Annotated in this window: 19 protein-coding genes, 1 pseudogene and 2 riboswitches; of the genes and pseudogenes, 8 read left to right on the top strand and 12 right to left on the bottom strand. The window is 71.7% G+C overall.

Annotated elements, in window-relative coordinates; translation table 11 throughout:
* Positions 1-2: 2 nt before the first annotated feature.
* Positions 3-833, top strand: coding sequence for a DNA-formamidopyrimidine glycosylase family protein (locus tag ACSBPH_RS03330; protein WP_442576192.1), 831 nt, complete (start codon positions 3-5; stop codon positions 831-833).
* A gap of 24 nt (positions 834-857) precedes the next feature.
* Here ACSBPH_RS03330 and ACSBPH_RS03325 read toward each other — a convergent pair whose 3' ends face one another.
* Positions 858-1,208 carry a hypothetical protein gene (locus tag ACSBPH_RS03325; protein WP_442576191.1) on the bottom strand — a complete coding sequence of 117 codons (351 nt, stop codon included), beginning with the start codon at positions 1,206-1,208 and terminating at the stop codon, positions 858-860.
* A gap of 161 nt (positions 1,209-1,369) precedes the next feature.
* Complete coding sequence (locus ACSBPH_RS03320; protein ID WP_442576190.1) at positions 1,370-1,918, bottom strand: type 1 glutamine amidotransferase domain-containing protein; 549 nt, start codon at positions 1,916-1,918, stop codon at positions 1,370-1,372.
* A 152-nt stretch (positions 1,919-2,070) separates the two neighbouring features.
* On the opposite strand from ACSBPH_RS03320, the gene ACSBPH_RS03315 reads away from it, so the two are divergent.
* On the top strand, positions 2,071-2,193 hold the full coding sequence (locus ACSBPH_RS03315; RefSeq protein WP_442576189.1) for a hypothetical protein: 123 nt from the start codon (positions 2,071-2,073) through the stop codon (positions 2,191-2,193).
* 18 nt (positions 2,194-2,211) lie between these two features.
* On the opposite strand, the gene ACSBPH_RS03310 is transcribed toward ACSBPH_RS03315, so the two are convergent.
* Both ACSBPH_RS03310 and ACSBPH_RS03305 read right to left on the bottom strand, forming a co-directional pair.
* Positions 2,212-2,793, bottom strand: coding sequence for a carboxymuconolactone decarboxylase family protein (locus ACSBPH_RS03310; protein ID WP_442576188.1), 582 nt, complete (start codon positions 2,791-2,793; stop codon positions 2,212-2,214).
* A 167-nt stretch (positions 2,794-2,960) separates the two neighbouring features.
* Positions 2,961-4,481: an MDR family MFS transporter gene (locus ACSBPH_RS03305; protein WP_442576187.1), complete on the bottom strand. Its 1,521-nt coding sequence runs from the start codon at positions 4,479-4,481 to the stop codon at positions 2,961-2,963.
* Positions 4,482-4,599: 118 nt separating this feature from the next.
* Between ACSBPH_RS03305 and ACSBPH_RS03300 the strand changes: the two genes are divergently transcribed.
* A complete protein-coding gene (locus ACSBPH_RS03300; RefSeq protein WP_442576186.1) occupies positions 4,600-5,241 on the top strand; it encodes a DUF1345 domain-containing protein in 642 nt (213 codons plus the stop codon).
* Positions 5,242-5,283: 42 nt separating this feature from the next.
* On the opposite strand, the gene ACSBPH_RS03295 is transcribed toward ACSBPH_RS03300, so the two are convergent.
* Entirely contained in the window at positions 5,284-5,490 is a 207-nt protein-coding gene (locus tag ACSBPH_RS03295; protein WP_442576185.1) for a hypothetical protein, read from the bottom strand.
* A gap of 58 nt (positions 5,491-5,548) precedes the next feature.
* Here ACSBPH_RS03295 and ACSBPH_RS03290 point away from each other — a divergent pair.
* Positions 5,549-7,447, top strand: a pseudogene (locus ACSBPH_RS03290) (ABC transporter ATP-binding protein); the annotation flags it as partial.
* 431 nt (positions 7,448-7,878) lie between these two features.
* On the opposite strand, the gene ACSBPH_RS03285 reads toward ACSBPH_RS03290, so the two are convergent.
* From ACSBPH_RS03285 to ACSBPH_RS03255, 7 genes are all read right to left on the bottom strand, one after another.
* Positions 7,879-8,775 carry a hypothetical protein gene (locus tag ACSBPH_RS03285; protein ID WP_442576184.1) on the bottom strand — a complete coding sequence of 299 codons (897 nt, stop codon included), beginning with the start codon at positions 8,773-8,775 and terminating at the stop codon, positions 7,879-7,881.
* A 395-nt stretch (positions 8,776-9,170) separates the two neighbouring features.
* The gene (locus tag ACSBPH_RS03280; RefSeq protein WP_442576183.1) at positions 9,171-10,139 is read right to left on the bottom strand and encodes a glycosyltransferase family 2 protein; all 969 of its coding nucleotides are present in this window, start codon (positions 10,137-10,139) and stop codon (positions 9,171-9,173) included.
* Entirely contained in the window at positions 10,136-11,281 is a 1,146-nt protein-coding gene (locus ACSBPH_RS03275) for a cysteine desulfurase family protein (RefSeq protein ID WP_442577232.1), read from the bottom strand. The genes ACSBPH_RS03280 and ACSBPH_RS03275 overlap by 4 nt, the downstream gene beginning before the upstream one ends.
* A gap of 9 nt (positions 11,282-11,290) precedes the next feature.
* On the bottom strand, positions 11,291-12,154 hold the full coding sequence (nadC, locus tag ACSBPH_RS03270) for a carboxylating nicotinate-nucleotide diphosphorylase (RefSeq protein WP_442576182.1): 864 nt from the start codon (positions 12,152-12,154) through the stop codon (positions 11,291-11,293).
* Positions 12,154-13,740, bottom strand: coding sequence for an L-aspartate oxidase (gene nadB / locus ACSBPH_RS03265; RefSeq protein ID WP_442576181.1), 1,587 nt, complete (start codon positions 13,738-13,740; stop codon positions 12,154-12,156). Before nadB ends, nadC begins: the two co-directional genes overlap by 1 nt.
* Positions 13,737-15,086: a quinolinate synthase NadA gene (gene nadA / locus ACSBPH_RS03260; protein WP_442576180.1), complete on the bottom strand. Its 1,350-nt coding sequence runs from the start codon at positions 15,084-15,086 to the stop codon at positions 13,737-13,739. Before nadA ends, nadB begins: the two co-directional genes overlap by 4 nt.
* Positions 15,087-15,107: 21 nt before the next feature.
* Positions 15,108-15,833: an NUDIX hydrolase gene (locus ACSBPH_RS03255; RefSeq protein ID WP_442576179.1), complete on the bottom strand. Its 726-nt coding sequence runs from the start codon at positions 15,831-15,833 to the stop codon at positions 15,108-15,110.
* 151 nt (positions 15,834-15,984) lie between these two features.
* Here ACSBPH_RS03255 and ACSBPH_RS03250 point away from each other — a divergent pair, with 151 nt between their 5' ends.
* From ACSBPH_RS03250 to gcvP, 4 genes are all read left to right on the top strand, one after another.
* The gene (locus ACSBPH_RS03250; protein WP_442576178.1) at positions 15,985-17,160 is read left to right on the top strand and encodes a MarP family serine protease; all 1,176 of its coding nucleotides are present in this window, start codon (positions 15,985-15,987) and stop codon (positions 17,158-17,160) included.
* A 77-nt stretch (positions 17,161-17,237) separates the two neighbouring features.
* Positions 17,238-17,330, top strand: a riboswitch (glycine riboswitch).
* A 1-nt stretch (position 17,331) separates the two neighbouring features.
* Positions 17,332-17,434, top strand: a riboswitch (glycine riboswitch).
* Between the two features lie 53 nt (positions 17,435-17,487).
* On the top strand, positions 17,488-18,615 hold the full coding sequence (gcvT, locus tag ACSBPH_RS03245) for a glycine cleavage system aminomethyltransferase GcvT (RefSeq protein ID WP_442576177.1): 1,128 nt from the start codon (positions 17,488-17,490) through the stop codon (positions 18,613-18,615).
* Positions 18,612-18,992 carry a glycine cleavage system protein GcvH gene (gcvH, locus tag ACSBPH_RS03240; protein ID WP_442576176.1) on the top strand — a complete coding sequence of 127 codons (381 nt, stop codon included), beginning with the start codon at positions 18,612-18,614 and terminating at the stop codon, positions 18,990-18,992. The genes gcvT and gcvH overlap by 4 nt, the downstream gene beginning before the upstream one ends.
* Positions 18,992-21,871 carry an aminomethyl-transferring glycine dehydrogenase gene (gene gcvP / locus ACSBPH_RS03235; RefSeq protein ID WP_442576175.1) on the top strand — a complete coding sequence of 960 codons (2,880 nt, stop codon included), beginning with the start codon at positions 18,992-18,994 and terminating at the stop codon, positions 21,869-21,871. The genes gcvH and gcvP overlap by 1 nt, the downstream gene beginning before the upstream one ends.
* Positions 21,872-22,092: the final 221 nt, after the last annotated feature.

Raw genomic sequence — 22,092 nt, 5'->3', positions numbered from 1 at the left:
GCATGCCGGAGTCTCCCGAAGTGCAGGTGCTGGCCGAGACGCTCGCGGATCGCCTTGCGGGGCGCGCGCTGCGCGACGTCGACATCATCGAGTTCCGCACGATCAAGACGCGCGGGCGCACCCCCGAGGCGCTTGTCGGTGCCGAGCTCGTGGGCACGCAGCGCTTCGGCAAGCACGTCGACCTGCGCCTCGGCGACGCCCACCTGCTGGTGACGCTCGGCCGCCACGGGTGGGTGCGGCTCCGCGAGCCGGGTGAGCCCCCCGCGCCCGACCCCGAAGCGCCGCCGACTCTCGCGACGTTCGAGTTCGACGACGGCAGTGTGATGGAGGCGACGGATGCCGGGGACTGGGTGAGTCTCGGACTCTCGGTCGTCGACGATCCCACCGATGTCGCCGCCGTCGCGAAGCTCGGCCCCGATCCCGCGAGCCCCGACTTCGGCCGTGACGACTTCGACAACGCCGTCCGCGGCCGCCGCAAGCAGATCAAGGCGATCCTGCAGGAGCAGGAGTCCCTCGGCGGCATCGGCAACGCCTACTCCGACGAGATCCTGCACGCGGCGAAGGTGTCCCCGGTCGCGCACGCAGCGGCCCTCGATCCGGCGGCGCTCGATCGGGTCTTCGCCGAGACCATCGAGACGATGCGCGGCGCCATCGCGGCGCAGCGAGGGGTCCCGATCGATCAGCTGAAGGCCGCGAAGGTCGCGGCGATGCAGGTGCACGGCCGTGCCGGCGAGACGTGTCCCGTGTGCGGCGACACGATCCGCGACTTCGCGTTCGGAAGCACGACGGCACAGTACTGCCCGACGTGTCAGACCGGAGGCGTGCTGCTCTGATCGCGTGGTCGCGCTGCCGGCGGGTCAGCGGGTCCAGCCGAAGGCGTTGAACCAGTCGGCGCGCCCCCGCGCCTCCTCGGGCGAGGACGCACCACGGAAGGTGTCGTGGGCGACGAGGGCTCCGGCATCCGTCACCGCCACGAAGTCGAGACAGACGGGGCACAGCGCGCGGCCGTGCGGGAATCCGTCGGCGAGCAGGGGAGCCGGAGCCCCAGGCGTCGCGGAGCCCGGGCATCCGGGCGGGTCGGCTTCGCGATCGGACCACATCTGGCCCGTGCCCATCCGGTTGTGAAGACCCGGATGGCCCGCGGGTCGCGTGCACACCGCGCCGTTCCTGCGGCTGCGGCACCACCGCGCCGTCGGAAAGTCCGTCACGGGCCGAGTGTAGGCGGAGTGGGTGCAGGCGGAGTGGGTGCAGCGCGGCAGAGCGGGGAGGCGACGGCGCGGGGCGGGCGGGCGGCTGTGGAGCGGGGGAGGGGGGAGGCGACGGCATGGGGCGGCCGGCTGTGTGCCGCCCGCCCCGCCCCACGCCGCGCCTACGCGTGCTGCGCGGAGTGCTCGCCCTCGCCGATCTCTTCGACGACCTTCGCGTTGAACGGGGGGAGGTCGTCGGGCGTGCGGCTCGAGACGAGACCGTCGTCCACGACGACCTCCTCGTCGACCCAGGTCGCTCCGGCGTTCGTGAGGTCGGTCTTGAGGCTCGGGTAGCTCGTGATCGTCCGCCCGTCGACGACGCCCGCCTCGATGAGCAGCCATGCGCCGTGGCAGATCACCCCGACGGGCTTGTGCTCCTCGAAGAAGGTGCGGGCGAACGAGACCGACGACTCGTCGAGCCGGATCGCGTCGGCGTTCACGACACCGCCTGGCAGCACGAGGGCATCGAACTGCGCGGGTTCGGCCGCCGTCACCGAGACGTCCACCTTCTGCTCGTGCCCGTTCTTGCCGGTGACGCTCCCCTCGGCGGGGGAGACGAGCGCCGCCGTTGCCCCGGCATCCGTCACCGCCTGCCAGGGCGACGTGAGTTCGCTGTCTTCGAAGCCGTCCGTGAGGAGGAACGCGACGCGCTTGCCATCGAGGGTGGTCATGGGATCTCCTTCGCTCACCGCCGGCCGATCGACCGGCGCCCTTCAACGCTAAGAAGCGGACCGGGAGGCCGATGGGGGTTGCGCTTCCGCCGCCGATCACCTACCGGGAGGCGCCGGCCCTCGTCCGCGGCCTGCGGGTTAGGATCGTCGGCATGGCCACCTCGAACCTGCCTTCCCCGACGCTCCAGCCGATCGCCGAGGAGAAGAATCTCCTGACGGTCATCGAGTCCGACGCGTCGTCGTGCTGCGGCGGCGGTTCCTGCAGCATCGGCTGATCTCGCCGGTCGGCGCGCTCAGCCTCGTTCGAGGGGCGACAGCAGCGCCTCGGTGAGTTCGGGGCTCAGCCCGGGCACGTCCTCGACAGGCACAGCGAGCGCCTGCAGCACCCGGCTGAAGTAGTTTCGAGCGCCGGCGCTCAGCGCGATGTCGACGATCTCCCGGTCGGTGAAACCCACGTCGCGAAGCGTCTGCGAGTCGGCATCGGTCATGGCCGAGGCATCCGTCGACAGCTTCTCGGCGAAGCGCATGACGGCGACGTCCGCGTCGCCGAGCCCCGCCGAGGTGTAGTCGCGCGCGACGCTCTCGAGCTGCGCCTCATCCATCGCGCCGGCGCGGAGCGTCTTGCGACCGTGGGCGAGGAGGCAGTGCGGCGAGCCGATCGCGCGAGCGGCGGCGAGCGTCGCGAGCTCGTACGTGCGCACGCCGATCGAGGGCACGATCGCCGCGACGAGCGCCTCGAAGGCCTCGTGCGCTTCGGGATTGATCGCCATCATCTGCGTGTGGCTGTAGACGAATCCGTCACCGGCGAGATCGCCGCGGTACATCTTCGCGACGTGTCCCTCGGCGCCCTCGACGGGCGGTGGCGTGACGATCATGGCCGCTCCTTCTACGCGGGCCGGCTACGTGCGGCGGCGTCCCGCCCAGCATGACACCGCGGCGCCCGCCCCGGGAGGGTTGACGCCGCGGAGGCACGCGTGAGGCCGGGTCGGTGGCGCATCGACGGGCCAGCGGCGCATCGACGGGTCAGGGGCCCATCGACGGGTCAGTGGCCCATCGGCGCACCCATCGGCTGATCGGCCGGCTTGCGGATGAGGAACGCGCCCACCAGCAGCGGGAGCGACACGATCGCCGCGACGAGGAACGCGGCGTGCGCGCCGGCAGCTCCCGCCACGTCGGGCGCGGCGCCCGCGTCGAGCTGCGCGGCCTCGACTGCCGAGAGGATCGCGATCATGAGGGCGATGCCCGCGGCGCCCGCGACCTGCTGCACGGTGCCGACCACGGCCGAGCCGTACGAGTAGAACTTCGGCTGCAGGGACGCGAGCGACGCCGTGAACAGCGGCGTGAACGACAGCGCGAGGCCCAGCGACAGCGCCGTCTGCGCGATCGCGACCATCCAGACGGACGTGTTCTCGTCGAACGTCGTGAGCACCCAGAGCAGGCCGCTCGCGATGAACGTGCCCGGCACGAGGAGCACCCGCGTGCCCCATCGGTCGTAGATGCGGCCGATGATGGGGCCGGTGAGTCCCATGATGAGCGCGCCGGGAAGCGCGACGAGGCCCGTCTGGAACGCCGACACCCCGAGGACGCCCTGCAGGTAGAGCGGAATGACGGTGATGACGCCGAAGAACGCGATCGAGAGCACCCCCATCTGCCCGATCGCGAGGGAGAAGTTGGCCGAGGTGAAGACGCGCAGGTCGAGCAGGGCGTCATCGTTCTTCTGCAGCCGCAGCTGACGCCACACGAACAGACCGAGCGCGACGACCCCGACCGAGAGGGCGACGATGAGCGACACCGTGGCGACGCTGGTGGCCGCGGCTTCTGCTGCTGTCCCGCCGTGCGCCGCCGCGCCGCCGATCTGGCTGAGGCCGTACACGATCCCGCCGAACCCGAACGCCGACAGCACGATCGACGGGACGTCGATGGGCGCCTTCGTGGTCTCGCCGAGGTTGTGGATCCAGCGTGCGCCGATCGCGAGCGCCAGCAGCGCGATCGGAAGGACGATCCCGAAGATCCAGCGCCAGCTGAGCGTGTCGAGGAGGAACCCGGAGAGCGTCGGGCCGATGGCCGGCGCGAGCGAGATCACGACGCTGACGCGCCCCATCATGCGCCCGCGCTGGTTCGGGGGCACGACGGTCATGAGCGTCGTCATGAGCAGGGGCATCATGATCGCGGTTCCGGATGCCTGCACCACGCGCGCGACGAGGAGCAGCGGGTAGCCCGGCGAGACGAGCGCGATGAGCGTGCCCAGGGAGAACAGGCTCATCGCCGCGATGTACATCTGGCGCGTCGTGAAGCGGCGGAGGAGGAAGCCCGTGATCGGGATCACGACGGCCATCGTCAGCATGAACGCCGTCGTGAGCCACTGCGCCTGGAGCGCCGTGATCCCGAGGTCGTCGATGAGGTGCGGGATCGCGACGCCCATCGTGGTCTCGTTGAGGATCGCGACGAACGCGGCCGCGAGCAGCAGCCAGATGACCCGGCTCTCCTCGGGGGCCAGTTTCATCGAGGGCGCGGCGGCGGCACGGATGCTGCCCGTGCCGGGGGAGGTCTCGGTCGCAGCCATGGGTCGTCTCCTCAGAGCTAAGGGCGGGGGGAAGGCGACCACCGATGGTGGCGCATGAATGACGGTAACCGACACGTCGGACATCGCATTCCCGCTCAGGGGGTGGAACTATTCGGTTATGGCCAGAGTCCCGGTGCACACGACGGTCCTGATGCGGGTCGTCGTCTCGGTCGCGGTGGGCGCCGTGGTCGGGATCGTGGTGGGTGTCGTGCTGGATGTGTGGGCAGGGGTCCTCGCCGGCTGGGGGGCGGTCGCCACGACGAGCATCGTGTGGATCCTGGCGATCGTGTGGCGGATGAACGCCGCCGACACCAAGGCCCATGCCCGAAGCGAAGACCCCGGCCGTCCGCTCGCGAGGATCATCGCGGTGGTGGGCAGCTGTGCGAGCCTCGTCGCGGTCGGTATCGTGCTGCTGCAGACCGGCAGGATGTCGCCGCCGGGCTCCTACATCCTCGCGCTCATCGCAGTGCTCGCGGTCGCGGCATCCTGGGCCCTCATCCAGGTGGACTACATGTTGCGCATCGCAGCAGAGTACTACTCCGACCCGGTCGGCGGTATCGATTTCAACCAGCCCGAAGACCCGATGTACTCGGACTTCGCCTACTTCGCCTTCGGACTGGGCATGACCTACCAGGTCGCCGACACGAACGTGCAGACGAATCGGATGCGCCGGCTCGTGCTCGGCCAGACGCTGCTGGCCTACCTGTTCGGCGCGGTCATCCTCGCGACGGTGATCAACCTCGTCACGGGGCTGGGGTGATCACCCTCGTCACGGGACCGGGGTGAGCGCCCCGGGGCCGGATCAGACCTCGGTGTGCTCTTCGCCGGCCGGTTCGTCCCACTTCTCGGAGCCGATCGCATCGGTGCGCGCGGGCTCGGGCTCGTTCTCGAGGAGCTCGGCGGGTGCGGGCTCGATGAGCTGCTCCGTCGGGGTGTTCTTCAGCGCGTCGATGTCCTTGCGGAGCTCGTCGAGGTCGGTGCCGTCGGGCTGCTCGGGGATCGAGTTCATGCGTCAAGCGTAGCTCCGGCGACCCCGGCTGTCCCCGGCGCTGATTAGGCTTTCGCGCATGAGCATGGGTCGCGGCGGAGGGGGAGGCGGTGTCGCCTTCCGCGGCGTCGACATCGAGGCGCAGAAGCGCCTCAACGCCGAGGCGCCCGAGATCCCCGACCTCGGAAAGCGCGTCGTCGGGCTGTTCCGCCCGTACCGCGGCAGGCTCGTGCTCACAGGTTTCCTCGTCGTCGCGGGTGCCGCGGTCGCCGTCGTGCCGCCCCTTCTCGTGCAGCGCATCTTCGACGACGCGCTGTTCCCGACCGACGGGGCGCCGCCCGACCTCTCGCTTCTCCTGCGCCTCGTGCTCGCGATGATCGGTCTCTTCCTCCTGTCGGCGGCGGTGGGCGTCGTGCAGACCTACTACACCGCGACGATCGGCAACAGCGTCACGGGCGACCTCCGCGTCAAGCTCTTCGAGCACCTTCAGGCGATGGAGCTCGCATTCTTCACAAGGACGAAGACCGGCGTCATCCAATCCCGCCTCCAGAACGACGTGGGCGGCGTCTCGGGCGTGCTGACCAACACCGTCACGAGCATCCTCGGCAACCTCGTGACGGTCATCGCATCGCTCATCGCGATGATCATCATCGACTGGCGGCTGACGCTCATCGCGGTCTTCATCATGCCCTTCCTCGTGTTCGTGCAGCGGCGCGTCGGGCAGGTGCGCGCGAGGATCGCCGGCGAGACGCAGGAGTCGCTGTCGGAGCTGTCCGCGATCACGCAGGAGACGCTGAGCGTCTCGGGCATCCTGCTCTCGAAGTCGTTCAATCGGCAGCGCACGGAGTCGGCGCGCTACGGCGACGAGAACCGCAACCAGGTGCGCCTGCAGGTGCGCCGCGCGATGAGCGGCCAGGGCTTCTTCGCCGTCGTGCAGGTCATCATGTCGTCGGTTCCCGCCGTCATCTATCTCGTCGCGGGCTACCTCATCACCGGCAGCGTCGACTCGTCCATCACCGCCGGCACCATCGTCGCCTTCACGACCGTCCAGGCGCGCCTGCTCATGCCGCTCATGGGTCTCATGCGCGTCGCGCTCGACCTGCAGACCTCTGCGGCGCTCTTCGCCCGGATCTTCGAGTACCTCGACCTCGTGCCCGCCATCAGCGACCGGCCGGGGGCGATCCCCGTGTCCGAGGCGCCGGGTCCCGTAGGACGCATCGAGTTCCGCGACGTGGTCTTCCGGTATCCGGATGCCGCGCCCGACGCCCGTCCGACGCTCGACGGCATCTCGTTCGTGGCCGATCCCGGAGAGCACGTCGCTTTCGTCGGGCCGTCGGGGGCGGGCAAGACGACGGTGCTGTACCTGACGCCGCGGTTGTACGAGGCATCCGGAGGCTCGGTGATGTTCGCGGGAGCAGACGTCCGCGACCTCACCGAGGAGTCGATCATCGACGACATCGGCATCGTCTCGCAGGAGACCTACCTCTTCCATGCCACGATCCGCGAGAACCTCCGCTACGCCAAGCCGGATGCGACGGATGCCGAGCTCGAGGCCGCGTGTCGCGCCGCCAACATCCACCACATCATCGAGACCTTCGAGCACGGCTACGACACGATCGTCGGCGAGCGCGGCTACCGCCTCTCGGGCGGCGAGAAGCAGCGCATCGCGATCGCCCGCGTTCTGCTGAAAGACCCGCCCGTGCTGCTCCTCGACGAGGCCACGTCGGCTCTCGACACCGTGTCGGAGCGCGTCGTGCAGGAGGCGCTGGATGCCGCGGCCCGCGGCCGCACGACCCTCTCGATCGCGCACCGGCTCTCGACCGTGATCGGCGCCGACGTCATCCACGTCGTCGACGCGGGGCGCATCGTGGAGTCGGGCACCCACGCCGAGCTCATCGCGCGCGACGGCCTGTACGCCGAGCTTGCGGCTCAGCAGCTCGCGGCATCGAGGATCCTCGAGACCGAGGCCGCCGAGGAGCACGCCGACCACCCCGATCGCCGTGCTGACCGTTCGCCCGACGGCGCCGACCTGCCCGCGCGCGAGGCCGAAGGGCTCGCGGGGAGGGGTCTCGCTGCGGTCGAGAACTCGCTCGCCGTACCCGGGGCCGCTTCCGGCGAGCCCGGCCCCGCGCCCGGTGAGCGCGCCGCCGTGCCGGGTGCGTCGCCGGGTGATCCGGGCGTGGCGCCTGCCGAGCCGGGCGCGGTGCCGGGCGAGCCGGGCGCGGTGCCTGCGACGTTGGTCGTCGTGCGCGACGACCCGCGCTGACCGCCTGCGCCGTTCTCCGGCCCTGCGTCCCTCCGGCGCCGCGCCGACGGCCCGCGCCCCGCGTTCGTCGCGCACCGCGCGCCGAGTTGCCAGACGTTCGCGCAACTCGACGTCGAGTTGCCACATCTTGTGGCAACTCGGCATCAGCCGCGGGCGACGATCGCGGAGCCGAGATCGGCGAGGAGGCCTCGAGGATTCTTGAGGTCGGCCTGCGTCACGGCGATGTATGTCCACCCCAGCGCTTCGATGCGGCGGCGGCGCGCGACATCCTTCCGCCATTGCTCGGAGTCGCGGTGGTGATCGCCCTCGTACTCGATCGCGATCCGAAGCCCTGGCAGCGCGAGGTCCACTCGCGCCACGAACGAGCCGCCGCGATCGTGGAGCTCGACGTTGGACGCGAACGGTCCGAACCCGGCGTCCAGGAGGAGGAGCCGCAGCTCACTCTCCTTCGGCGATTCCGCCCCATCGTCCAGGAGCTCCAGGGCACGCGCGGCCTTCCTCGAGCCGCGGCCGCCTGACATCGCCGCGACGGCCCGCTCCAGCGCGGCGCGATCGAGCTTGGGATCGCCCCGCCAGAGCATGCGGTCTCCGACGGCGACGAGAGCGGTCAGGTCGAGGATCTCGGCGAGGTCGACGAACGTGCGGCTCAGCGACGTGAGGCGTAGGCCCGCCGACTCGATGACGTCCTCTTCCGGCAGTGGTCGCTGATGACCGACGAAACCTTTCCGACGTGGGGCCCGGACGCCCTTCGGAACGGTCGCGTGGATCCGCGCGTCGCGCGCCAGCCCGAGCGGCAGGGGGAGCGCGTGCGCGGAGCACGCGGTCGTGTGGCTGAACGCCGCTTGCGGGGGAAGGGTCACGGCGTGGGCGATGCAGCGGCTCCGCAGATCGCGCGCCCACTCGGGGAGGCGCACGCCTCGCGTCGGGCTCCACAGATCGGATGCCGCGAGCCGCCGGGCCGACAGATCCGACCGGACGTCGGCGACGGCGAAGGCGCGTCCGTGGAGCTCAGGGGGAAGGGGTGACGGATGACGAGGCATCCGGTCACTCTCGTCGTCTGCCTGCCTCGGGTCGTGCCCGACGACCCCAACCGTGCAAACCCCGAACTCGGCGCCGGCTGTGGGGGAGAGGGCGCAGCGGTCGGCCTGGCGCGAGGTGCGACTTGCCAGTCGATGTGGCAACTCGACGTCGAATTGCGTGAAGAAGTGGCAACTCGACGTCGGGGAGGCGCGAAGCGCTCGGCCAGGCGCGAGGTGCGAGTTGCGCGAAGCGCTCGGCCAGGCGCGAGGTGCGAGTTGCGCGAAGCGCTCGGCCAGGCGCGAGGTGCGAGTTGCCAGTCGTTGTGGCAACTCGACGTCGAGTTGCGTGAAGAACTGGCAACTCGCGAGAGCAGGGCGCGACCCGGGACACCGAACAGGACAGGCAGGCCCGCGATCTACCAGAGCTGGGCGGCCGCCGCGAGGTGAGCCGCCTCGTCGAGCGCGGCGGAAGCGCCGCCGCGCGACCAGAGGTCCCGCGTGAAGGCGCCGACGGCGCGGCGGTACGCGTCGTCGGGGTGCCGCTGGGCGATGCGGACGAGAGGAGGAAGGTCCATCGCGAGGATGAGGTTCACCCGCGCCCGGACGGCCGCGGAGTGCCCCGCGCGATCGAGCTCGGCGATGCCGCCCGACATGCCGTCGAGGTACTCGTTGAGCACGTCGACGGCGTGCGCGCCCTGCGTGATCGAGGTCCCGTCGTGGCGCTCGCGCCAGTGCGCCACGACGTCGGGCACGACGTCGAACGCCCGCGCGGCGGCGTACATGCGCTGCGCGACGACCTGGTCCTCGTAGAGCCGCCCGACAGGGAAGCGGAGGCTCGCGCGGCGCCAGAACTCGACACGGCTCACCTTGGACCACGCGACGATGTTCCCGGATGCCTCGGGGTGCCGGTCGATCGTCGTGGCGCGTCGCTCGGGGTCGGTGGCGGCGGCGACCCACGGCTGCACGGCGCCCGCCGCGTATGCGCCCGCGGCGTCGGGCCGAAGCCGGACGTACGCGCCCAGCGCGAAGTCGCTCCCCGTCTCATCGAGGATCCCGACGAGCCGCTCCAGCGCGGTCGGCGTGAAGAGGTCGTCGGCGTCGAGGAAGCCGACGAGCGGCGTCTCGACGAGGTCGAGGCCGGTGTTGCGCGCGGCGGCGAGACCCCGGCGCTCCTCGTGCCGCACGACGCGGAAGCGGGGGTCGGCGGCAGCGGCATCCGCGAAGATCCGTCCCGTCTCGTCGGTCGACGCATCGTCGACGAGGATCGCCGTCCAGTCGCCCCGGGTCTGGGTGCGAAGCGACTCGAGTGCCTCTTGCGCGAACGCCGCCACGTCGTACCCGGGCACGATGATCGTGACCGCGGCGCGGTCGCTCGGGAGACTCACGCGCCCGATCGTACAGCGGCGACGGATGCCTCGACCGCCGCGGCGACGGCGTCCAGCGGTGCGCTCAGGGTGTGCGGAAAGGTGAACCGCACCGCCGTCTGCGCGACCTCCGGCGCGACGCCCATCGCCACCAGGACGTGCGACGGCTCGTCGCTTCCGGCCGCGCACGCCGAGCCGCTCGATGACACGACGCCCCGTCGTTCGAGCTCGAGCAGCACGGCCTCGCCGCTCGTCCCCTCGAAGGTGAAGCTCGCCGTGCCCGGCAGGCGGTGCACGGGGTCGCCGGTCAGGCGTGCGCTCGGCACGCGGGCCAGCACCTGTGCGACGAAGGCATCGCGCAGCGCGCCGACGCGGGCGGCCGACTCGACGCGCTCCCCCTCGGCGAGCTCGAGCGCCGTGGCCAGGCCCACGGCGCCCGCGACGTCTTCGGTGCCGCTGCGGCGGCCGCGCTCCTGCCCGCCCCCGTGCAGCAGCGGCTCCACGGGTATGCGGCCGCGCACGCCGAGCACGCCCGTTCCCTTCGGCGCGCCGAGCTTGTGCCCCGCGATCGAGATCGCATCGACGCCGAGGTCGGCGGCCGACAACGGCAGCCAGCCGGCCGCCTGCACGGCATCGAGATGGATCGGGATGCCGCGGCTCCGCGCGACCGCGGAGATCGCGGCCACGTCCTGCACCGTGCCGACCTCGTTGTTGGCGTACCCGATGCTGACGAGCGCCGTGTCATCCGTGAGGGCGGAGGCCACGGCATCCGGAGCCACCCGCCCGAAACCGTCGACCGGCACGCGCGTCACGCGGAAGCCGTGCACCCGCGCGAGGTAGTCGCCCGACTCGAGGATCGACTCGTGCTCGATGGGCGTCGTGACGAAGCCCGAACCGCCGCGCTGCAGCTGGGCGGCGATCGCGATCCCCTTGACGGCGAGGTTGTTGGCCTCGGTGCCGCCGGAGGTGAAGACGATGTCGCTCGCGCGCATCCCGAGCACGCGCGCCACGCGGCGCCGCGCACCGGTGAGGGCGTCGGCGGCGGCCTCGCCCACCGCGTGGTGACTCGACGCGTTGCCGAACCAGCGTGTGAGGTAGGGCACCATCGCGTCGAGCACCTCGGGGCGCACCGGCGTGGTCGCGGCGTTGTCGAAGTAGAGCATCGACACGGCTCAGGCTCCGCCCACCTCGATGCGCACGTCGAGCCCGAGGTCGAGGGCGCGAGCCGAGTGCGTGAGGGCGCCGACCGAGATGACGTCGACGCCGGTCTCGGCGATCGCACGCACCGTGCCGAGGTCGACCCCTCCCGACGCCTCCACGATCGCGCGGCCCGCCACGACCTCGACGCCGCGGCGCAGATCGTCGAGCGAGAAGTTGTCGAGCATGATCGTGCCGATCCCCGCCGCGAGCACGGGCTCGATCTGGTCGAGGCGATCGACCTCGACCTCGACATGCGTCGTGTGGGGAAGGCGTGAGATCGCGGCCTTCAGGGCGGCCGTGACGTCGGCGTGCTTCTGCGCGAGGACGGCGAGGTGGTTGTCTTTGGCCATGACGGCGTCGGAGAGCGAGAAGCGGTGGTTGTGTCCGCCGCCGTTCACGACCGCGTGCCGCTCGAACGCGCGCAGGCCCGGCGTGGTCTTGCGCGTGTCGGCGATCCGCGCGCGGGTGTGGGCGACCTCGGCGACATAGCGGCCGGTGAGGGTCGCGATGCCCGACATCCGCTGCACGAAGTTGAGCCCGATCCGCTCGGCGGTGAGCACCGACCGCGCGGGGCCGCTCACGACGGCGAGCGCGGCGCCCGGCTCGAACCACTCGCCGTCCTCGACGACGAGCTGCACCTCGACGCGCGGATCGGTGAGGCGGAACGCGGCGGCGAACACCTCGCCGCCGCTGAAGGCACCGGACTCGCGCGCCGAGAGGTCGGCCCTCGCGACGGCGTTCTCGGGGATGAGGTACTCGCTCGTCAGATCGCCCCACGGCGCATCCTCTTCGAGGGCGGCCGCGACGACGCGATCGATGGTGGCACGTGTGAGCATCAGGCGACCTCCGCCGCGACGGGGGACAGGACGGATGCCGCGGCGTCGTCGCGCCGGTAGTGCGCGCCGATCGACTCACGTCGCGCGAGCGCCGCGGCGACGACGCGCTCGGCGACGACGAGGAGATTCTCGTCCTCGAACTCCGCTTCGGTCCGGGGGATACGCGCGTCGCGTCGCCAGGCGGCGATGACGGATGCCGCGTGCCCGAGGCCCGACGCGTCGCGCACGAGTCCCGCGTCCTCCCACATGAGCAGCTGCAGCGCGCGGCGGGAGAAGGGCGGGACGGCCTCACGCGGCGCCGCCGCCACCACGGGGGCCGCGTCCGCCACGGAAGCCCCAGCCCCCGCCGGCGAGTACGGCCACGCCGGGGACGCGGCATCCTGAGCGATCACATCGCCCGCGCGCGCACCGAAGACCGCGCCCTCCAGGAGGGAGTTGGAGGCGAGGCGATTCGCGCCGTGCACACCCGTGCGCGCCACCTCGCCTACGGCGTAGAGCCCGGGAAGCGACGTGCGGCCGGAGAGATCGGTCGAGACGCCGCCCATCAGGTAGTGCGCGGCGGGCGTCACGGGGATCGGCTCGCGTGCCCAGTCGAGACCCCGCGCGCGGACCGCTGCGTCGATCGTCGGGAAGCGCCGCGTGAGGAAGGCGGCGCGCTCCTCGTAGGACGGGCGGAGGTGCGTCGCATCCAGACGCACGGGGCGCCCGTCCTGCCGCTGCATCTGATGGACGATCGCGCGGGCGACGACATCGCGCGGGGCGAGCTCGCCGTCGGGGTGCGCGTCGAAGGGAAAGCGCCGGCCGTCGTCGTCGATGAGGGTCGCGCCCTCGCCGCGGACGGCCTCCGAGACGAGGAAGGCATCGCCGGCGCCCTCGAGCACCGTCGGATGGAACTGGAAGAACTCGAGGTCGGACACCTCGGCCCCCGCGCGGACGGCCGCCGCGATGCCGTCGCCGGTCGCGACGGGAGGGTTCGTCGAGTGCGCGTAGAGCTCGCCCGCCCCGCCCGTCGCGAGGACGACGGCGTCGGCATCGACCGTCCGGCGCTCACCGAGCACACCCGGCCGGTCGCCCACGAGGAGCTCGACGCCGCGCGCACGACCGTCTCGGATGACGAGATCGACGAGGAAGGCGTGCTCGATGACGTCGACGTCGCTCGCGCGGAGCCGGGCGACGAGCGCCTTCTCGATCGCGGTGCCCGTGGCATCCCCTCCCGAGTGCAGGATCCGGGGATAGGAGTGCGCCGCCTCGAGACCCTTGACGAACTCGCCCTGCGCGTCGCGGTCGAAGGCGACACCCAGCTCGACGAGCTCGCGGATGCGGGCTGCGCCCTCCTCGGCGAGCACGCGGACGGCGGCGGGGTCGTTGAGCCCCGCGCCGGCGGTCAGCGTGTCGCGGATGTGGTCTTCGATCCGGTCGTCGGCGAACATGACGCCCGCGATGCCGCCCTGCGCGTAGCGGGTGTTGGCGTGCTCGAGCACGTCCTTCGTCACGAGGGTCACGCGGCATTCGTGCTCGACGGCGTGGAGCGCCGTGATGAGGCCCGCGATGCCGCTGCCCACCACGAGCACGCGCGGCGTGGTCATGACGCGTTCTCCCAATCGGCTGCGGGCGCTGCCGGGGGCTTGGCCGCGAGCATGCGCTCGAGCGCGAGGCGCGCGGGCTCGGCGACGTCGGCGGTCACCGTGATGCGGTTGCGCACCTCGCCCTCGACGAGGCCCTCGACCACCCACGCGAGGTACCCGGGGTGGATGCGGTACATCGTCGAGCACGGGCAGACGACGGGGTCGAGGCAGAACACGGTGTGCTGCGGATGCTCGGCCGCCAGGCGCTGGACGAGGTTGACCTCGGTGCCGATCGCGAAGGTCGTGGGCTCGGTCGCCCCTTCGATCGCGCGGCGGATGTAGTCGGTCGAGCCGGACTCGTCGGCCGCGTCGACGACCGCCATGGGGCACTCCGGGTGCACGATGACGCGCACGCCGGGGTGCTCGGCACGCGCCTTGTCGATCTGGTCGACCGTGAAGCGGCGGTGCACCGAGCAGAAGCCGTGCCACAGGATGACCCGGGCGTCCTCGAGCTCGGCCGCCGACGATCCGCCGAGCGGCTTGTGCGGGTTCCACATCGGCATCTGCTCGAGCGGCACGCCCATCGCCTTGGCGGTGTTGCGGCCGAGGTGCTGGTCGGGGAAGAACAGCACCCGGCGCCCGCGCTGGAACGCCCATTCGAGCACCGTGCGGGCGTTCGACGACGTGCACACGATGCCGCCGTGGCGTCCGACGAAGCCCTTGATGGCGGCGGAGGAGTTCATGTACGTCACCGGTATGACGGGCACGAGGCCCTCGGCGTCGGGCGCGTCCATGTCGCCGTAGACATCCTCGAGCTGCTCCCAGCACTCCTCGACCTGGTCGATGTCGGCCATGTCGGCCATCGAGCAGCCGGCGGCGAGGTTCGGCAGGATCACGGCCTGCTCGGGGCGCGACAGCAGGTCGGCGGTCTCGGCCATGAAGTGCACGCCGCAGAACACGATCGCCTCGGCCTCGGGGTGCTCGAGCGCGGCGTTGGCGAGCTGGAACGAATCGCCCACGTAGTCGGCGTGCTGGATGACCTCTTCGCGCTGGTAGAAGTGGCCGAGCACGACGACGCGGTCGCCGAGCGTCGCCTTCGCCGCGCGGATGCGCGCATCGAGGTCTTCGGCCGAGGCATCCCGGTACTCCTGAGGAAGCTCGCCCTGACGAGGCGAGCCGGTGGGGATGACGTCGCCCATCGAGGCGCCCGGGCCGTAGCCGGGGCGCGTGTCGAAGTTCCACGGACCCACCGCGAGGTCGGTGTTGCACGTCTCGCCCGTCGTGGCCCCGGCGACGATCGCCTGGATCTCGTGGTCGACCGAGGGGTCGAGGGGGCGGGGCTGAAGCGTGATGTTGACAGCGGACATGTCGTACTCGATTCAGGTTTCTCAGTGGCGGACCGAGAGCGGGCCGCGATCGGCGAGCTCGACGTCCTGGTTGTAGCGGTACAGGCGGGCGGGGCGGTGGCTGCCGGTGCGGAAGCGCTCGGTGGGGATGAGCGTCCCGGAGTTCTCGACCTGGCGGCGGAAGTTCGCGGGGTCGAGGCGCCGGCCGAGGATCGACTCGTACACCTCGCGCAGCTCGGCCAGCGTGAACTCGTCGGCGAGCAGGCCGTGCGCGATACGGCTGTAGCCGACCTTGTTGCGCAGGCGCCACAGGGCGTAGTCGACGATGTCGTTGTGGTCGAAGGCGAGGCGGGGGAGGGATGCCGCGTCGAACCAGCGCACGTTCTCCCGTGCGTCGGCGGCATACACCTCGTCGGTGCGCAGGAGCGCCCAGTAGACGATGGAGACGACGCGGGTCGTCGAGCGCTCCACGGCGCCGAACGCGTACAGCTGCTCGAGATAGCTCGGTGCCAGCCCGGTCGTCTCGGCGAGGGTTCGGGATGCCGCGGCATCCAGGCTCTCGCGGATGTCGAGCCATCCGCCGGGAAGCGCCCACAGACCCTCGTACGGATCGCGCGTGCGGCGCACGAGCGGCAGCACGAGCGACGGCGCGTCGCGCTCGGGGTCGCGGCGGAGGCTGAAGATGACGGTCGACACGGCGACGCGCGTGACGTCGTCCGCGGCGTCGTGCGCCTCGGATCGCTCGGGGGTGAAGGCTGTTTGTGTCATGGTGACCCTAACTAACGCTCACCATCTTAGAGTCATTCCGACCAGAACACCAAACCGCCTCGGGGACGGTGCCGTTGCAGGTGCGTTTCAGGATCCCCGCATAGCCTGTGATCTCCCGCGCGCGGCCCCGCGTGCCGAGTGAGAGGCCGCCGTGATCCTCGTCGACGTCGTGCTGGTCGCCGTGCTGCTCATCGCGCTGATCGTCGGCGCGCAGCGAGGCCTGGTCGCCAGCGCCGGCACCCTCCTCGGCCTCATCGTGGGCGGGATCGCGGCGTACTGGATCGCCCCCGTCGTGAACGACTCCTGGCCGTGGCAGCAGTGGCGCCCGCTCGTCGTGGTCGCCCTCGTGCTCCTGCTCCTCGCCCTCGGCGGAGCTGTCGGCGGCGCGATCGGCGCGGCGGTGCGGCGAGGGGTGGACCGCGCCGCGCCGCTGCGTGTCGTCGACCGTCTCCTCGGCGCCGTCGCGAGCGTCGTCGTCGCGGCGCTCGCGATCTCGGTCGTCGGGTCGAGCGTCGCCGCGACCGGCGGTCCGATCCTCGCGCCGGCCGTCGCGTCGTCGCAGGTGCTGCGGACGATCGACCGCGTCATGCCGCCGCCCGTCGCGGAGGCCCTCGCCCAGCTCCGCTCCGTCGTGCTCGACGACGCGCTGCCGGCGTTCGGCGACCTGCTCGACGGGACGACGGCCCCGAGCGAGCCCCCCGTCGACCTCGCCGATCCCGAGCTCGCGCGGGCCGCGGCATCCGTCGTCCGTGTCTCGGGCACCGCCTACGCGTGCGGCACGAGCTCGACGGGAACGGGCTTCGTCATCGCTCCCGACCGCGTCGTGACCAATGCGCACGTCGTCGCCGGCGTCGACGCCCCCATCGTCGAGGTGCCCGGCGGCGAGGCGCGCGAGGGGCGCGTCGTCGCGTTCGACCCCGGGGGAGACCTCGCCGTCATCGCCGTGGAGGATCTCGGCGCGCCGCCGCTGCCGCTCGGACCGACGCTCGCGCCCGGGTCCGCCGCGGTCGTGCAGGGCTACCCGTACGGGGGTCCGTTCACGCAGATCAACGCCGATGTGCTGTCGGTCGGCACCGTCGGGATCCCCGACATCTACGATCGCGGCAGCGCTCCGCGCGAGATCTACTCGCTGCGGGCGGCGGTGCGTCCCGGCAACTCCGGCGGTCCGCTCCTGACAGCAGACGGGACGGTCGCGGGGCTCGTCTTCGCGCGCGGCGAGAACGACGACACGCGCGGCTACGCCATCACGATGGCAGAGCTCGACCCCCTCGCCGCCACCGCTCCGACGCTGTCGCAGCGGGTGTCGTCCGGCGACTGCACGGGGTGACCGGCGCGGCGACGCGCAGCGCCCTGGCGGCGGACGCTGTGGCGGGTATGCTGTGTGCGCAACTCAATACCGGCCGATGACACCGGACGGGAGAGCCCCGGGGCGACCCCGGGCACCGAAGGAGCAAGCCTCCCCGCCAATCTCTCAGGTACGCGTACCGTCCGTGTCGGCCAGCTCTGAAAAGCGGTGCTCCGTGCACCCGCCGACGGTGAAAGCCGCGGCATCCTCCACCGGGATGCCGTGACGAAGCTCTCAGGCCCATGACAGAGGGGGAGTTCCTCGGATGCCGCGTCCCGGCGTCCGCCCGTCGACGACCGGGAGAACTCGATGACAGACCCCCGCCATACCTCGCTCCGCGACCGCCATGAGGCGCTCGGGGCATCCTTCACCGACTTCGGCGGCTGGTCGATGCCGGTGCGCTACACCTCCGACCTCGCCGAGCACCACGCGGTGCGCGAAGCCGCCGGGATCTTCGACATCTCGCACATGGCCGAGTTCGTCGTGGAGGGGCCGGACGCCGGCGCCTTCCTCGACTACGCGCTCGCGGGCCGGCTCTCGGCGCTCGCCGACGACCGGGCGAAGTACAGCCTCGTGCTCGATGCCTCGGGCGGCATCGTCGACGACGTCATCGTCTACTGCCAGCACCGCGACCGGTTCATCGTCGTCGCGAACGCCGGAAACCGGGATGCCGTGGCCGACGCCTTCGCGGCGCGCCGGGGTGCGTTCGAGGTCGCCGTGGAGGACTGGACCGAGCGCATCGCGCTCGTGGCGGTGCAGGGACCGGCGTCGCAGGCGATCCTCGAGGCGACCGCCGAGCTCACGGACTACTCCACGCCGCTCGCCGACCTGAAGTACTACCGCATGACGCACGCGTCCTTCACGCCGGCACCGGGCGCCGAGCCCGTGCCCGTGCACCTCGGCCGCACCGGCTACACGGGGGAGGACGGCTTCGAGGTCTTCGTCCGCTGGGACGACGCCCCCGCCCTGTGGGACGCCGTGCTCCGCGCCGGCGCCGACCACGGCCTCGTGCCCGCGGGCCTGGCCGCACGCGACACGCTGCGACTCGAGGCGGGCATGCCGCTGTACGGGCACGAGCTCTCACTCGACGTCGTCCCCGCCCAGGCGGGTCTCGGCCGGGCCGTCGCTGCCGACAAGGAGCAGTTCGTCGGCAAGGAGGGCCTCGCTTCGGTCGACCTCGCGTCGGCACCCGTGCTCGTCGGCCTCACCGCCGACGGCAAGCGGGCGGGTCGTGCCGGCTACGGCGTCTTCGACGGCGAGACGCGCGTCGGCGAGGTCACGAGCGGCGCCCTCAGCCCGACCCTCGGCCACCCCATCGCCCTGGCGTTCGTCGCACCCGCGGTCAGCGCCCCTGGAACCGATTTGTCCATCGACGTGCGAGGCACGCGCATCCCCGCGACCGTGACCGCCCTTCCCTTCTACAGGAGGACCTCATGACCGATCTCGACAGCCTCAAGTACACCGAGGAGCACGAGTGGGTCTCGCTCGACGGTGACGTGGCCACCGTCGGCATCACCGATTACGCCGCCGACAAGCTCGGCGACGTCGTGTTCGTCGACCTCCCCGCCTCCGGCTCCGGAGTCTCGTCCGGTCAGGTCTGCGGCGAGATCGAGTCGACGAAGTCGGTCGGCGAGCTCTACGCGCCGCTCTCGGGCGACGTCGTCGCCGTCAACGACGCCGTCGTCGACGACCCGTCGCTGGTGAACTCCGACCCCTACGGCGCGGGCTGGCTCGTCAAGCTCCGGGTCGAGGCATCCGCCGTCGAGGCGCTCCTGGACCGCGAGGCCTACGTCGCCTTCACAGAGGGCGCGTGATGGCCGGCGGTTTCCGGGACCGTCACATCGGGACGGATGCCGAGGCCCAGCGCGTCATGCTCGATGCGCTGGGCTACGACACGGTCGAGGCGCTCGTGGAGCGGGCGGTCCCGGCATCCATCCAGCTCACTCCCCGCGCGACGACCGACATCCCGCCCGCCGCGACCGAGGCCGAGGCGCTCGAGGAGCTGCGCTCCCTCGCGTCGCAGAACCGCCCGGCGCGACCCATGATCGGCCTGGGCTACTACGACACCTTCACGCCCTCGGTCATCGCCCGCAACGTCCTCGAGAACCCCTCGTGGTACACGGCGTACACGCCGTACCAGCCCGAGATCTCGCAGGGGCGCCTCGAGGCGCTCATCAACTTCCAGACGATGGTGACCGATCTGACGGGCCTCGACACCGCCAACGCGTCGATGCTCGACGAGTCCACGGCGGCCGTCGAGGGGATGCTCGTGGCGCGGCGCGCGTCGAAGTCGGCATCGGACGTCTTCCTCGTCGATGCCGACGCGATGCCGCAGACCAAGGCCCTGCTCGAGCATCGGGCGGCGGCCGTCGGCATCCGACTGCATTACACGTCGTTCGACATGTCGCCGCCGCCCGCCGACATCGACGTCTTCGGCGCGCTCATCCAGTACCCGGGCGCCTCGGGGCGCGTCTGGGATCCCTCCGAGGTCGTCTCGGCGGTCCACGCGCAGGGCGGGCTCGTGGTCGCGGCCGCCGACCTCCTGGCTCTCACGCTGCTGCGCTCGCCCGGCTCCTTCGGGGCCGACATCGCGGTCGGCACGACGCAGCGCTTCGGCGTGCCCCTCGGCTTCGGCGGACCGCACGCGGGCTACATGGCGGTACGCACGGGACTCGAGCGTCAGCTGCCGGGCCGGCTCGTGGGAGTGTCGGTGGATGCCGCGGGCCACCCCGCCTACCGCCTCTCGCTGCAGACGCGCGAGCAGCACATCCGGCGTGAGAAGGCGACGTCGAACATCTGCACGGCGCAGGTGCTGCTGGCCGTCATGGCCGCCATGTACGCCGTCTATCACGGGTCCTCGGGCCTCCGGCGGATCGCGACCGAGGTCGCGCAGAAGGCGGAGGCGCTCGCCGCCCGCCTGCGCGAGTACGACCTGCATCTCGTCTCGGACTCGTTCTTCGACACGATCCGCGTCGTGACGCCCGGCCCGTCCCGCCTGGTCATCGAGCGTGCGCGGTCGAAGGGATATCAGCTGCACTGGGTCGACGACGCGACGGTCGGGGTCTCGGTCGACGAGACCACGACCGCCGACGACCTCGCCGCCGTCGCGTGGGCGTTCGGCCTTCCCGAGGCGGACGAGCACGATGTGCGCGACCTCCCCTTCGCCGATGCGGCCGCGCTGGCGGGCGTGCCGGCGAGCCTCCACCGCACGGAGGAGTTCCTGACCCACCCGGTCTTCAACACGCATCGCTCCGAGACCGCGATGATGCGCTACCTCAAGCAGCTGGCCGATCGCGACTACGCCCTCGACCGGGGGATGATCCCGCTCGGCTCCTGCACGATGAAGCTCAACGCCGCGACCGAGATGGCGGCGGTGTCGTGGCCGGAGTTCTCGCGCGTGCACCCCTACGCCCCCGAGGCGGATGTGCGCGGCTACCTCGCGATGATCGAGCAGCTCGAGGTCTGGCTCGCCGAGGTGACCGGGTACGACGCCGTCTCGCTGCAGCCCAACGCCGGGTCGCAGGGCGAGCTCGCGGGCCTCCTCGCGATCCGCGGGTACCACCGCGCCAACGGCGAAGCGGAGCGCACCGTGTGCCTCATCCCGTCGTCGGCGCACGGCACGAACGCCGCCTCCGCGGTCCTGGCGGGCATGAAGGTCGTCGTCGTCGCGTGCGACGAGGCCGGCAACGTCGACCTCGACGACCTCCGCGCCAAGATCCAGGCGCACGCCGCGTCGCTCGCCGCGCTCATGATCACTTATCCGTCCACGCACGGCGTGTACGAGCACGACGTGCTCGAGATCACGCAGGCGGTGCACGACGCGGGCGGCCAGGTCTACGTCGACGGCGCGAACCTCAACGCGCTCCTCGGCTTCGCGCGGTTCGGCGACCTCGGCGGCGACGTCTCGCACCTGAACCTCCACAAGACCTTCGCGATCCCGCACGGCGGCGGAGGCCCGGGGGTCGGCCCGGTCGCGGCCAAGGCTCACCTCGCCCCGTACTTGCCGGGGCATCCGTTCTCGCAGCGGAAGGACCACGCGGGCGGCATCTTCGAGGGAGGCGCCGTGTCGGGCGCGCCGCACGGCTCGGCCGGGATCCTCCCGATCTCGTGGGCGTACCTGCGGATGATGGGGACGGAGGGGCTGAAGGATGCCACGGCCGCCGCAGTCCTCGCCGCGAACTACATCGCGGCCCGCCTCCGCGACCACTACCCCGTGCTCTACGCGGGGGAGGGCGGGCTCGTCGCGCACGAGTGCATCCTCGACCTGCGTCCGCTGCGCGAGGAGACGGGCATCACGGTCGACGACGTGGCCAAGCGCCTCATCGACTACGGCTTCCACGCGCCGACGATGTCGTTCCCGGTCGCGGGGACCCTCATGGTCGAGCCGACCGAGTCGGAGGACCTCGCCGAGATCGAGCGCTTCATCGAAGCCATGATCGCGATCCGTGCCGAGGCATCCGCCGTCGCCGCCGGCGAGTGGCCCGCCGACGACAACCCGCTCGTCAACGCGCCGCACACCGCCCAGGCCGTCGTCGCCGGCGAGTGGGCCCACCCGTACTCGCGCGAGACGGCCGTGTACCCCGTCGCGTCGCTCGTGCGCACCAAGTACTGGCCGCCCGTCCGGCGCATCGACCAGGCGTACGGCGACCGCAACCTCGTCTGCGCCTGCCCCCCGGTCGAGGCCTTCGCCTAGCCGCCCGCCCCGCCCGGCCCCGCCCCGGCCCGGTCCCGCCCGCCCCGGCCCGCCCCGGCCCGGTCCGGCCCGGTCTGGCCCGGTCCGCCCGGTCCGGCCCGGCCCGGCCCTCCGGGTTCGGACCGTGAGCCTCCATCTGAGCGCCGAGACCTCGGGTGCGCCCCGCGGTTTCGGCGCTCAGATGGAGGCTCAGCGGTCTCGGCCGCCGCGGCGCGGTGGGG

The sequence above is a fragment of the Microbacterium sp. F51-2R genome (genome assembly GCF_052180235.1).
GTDB lineage: Bacteria > Actinomycetota > Actinomycetes > Actinomycetales > Microbacteriaceae > Microbacterium.
This window is presented reverse-complemented; position numbering and strand designations above follow the sequence as displayed.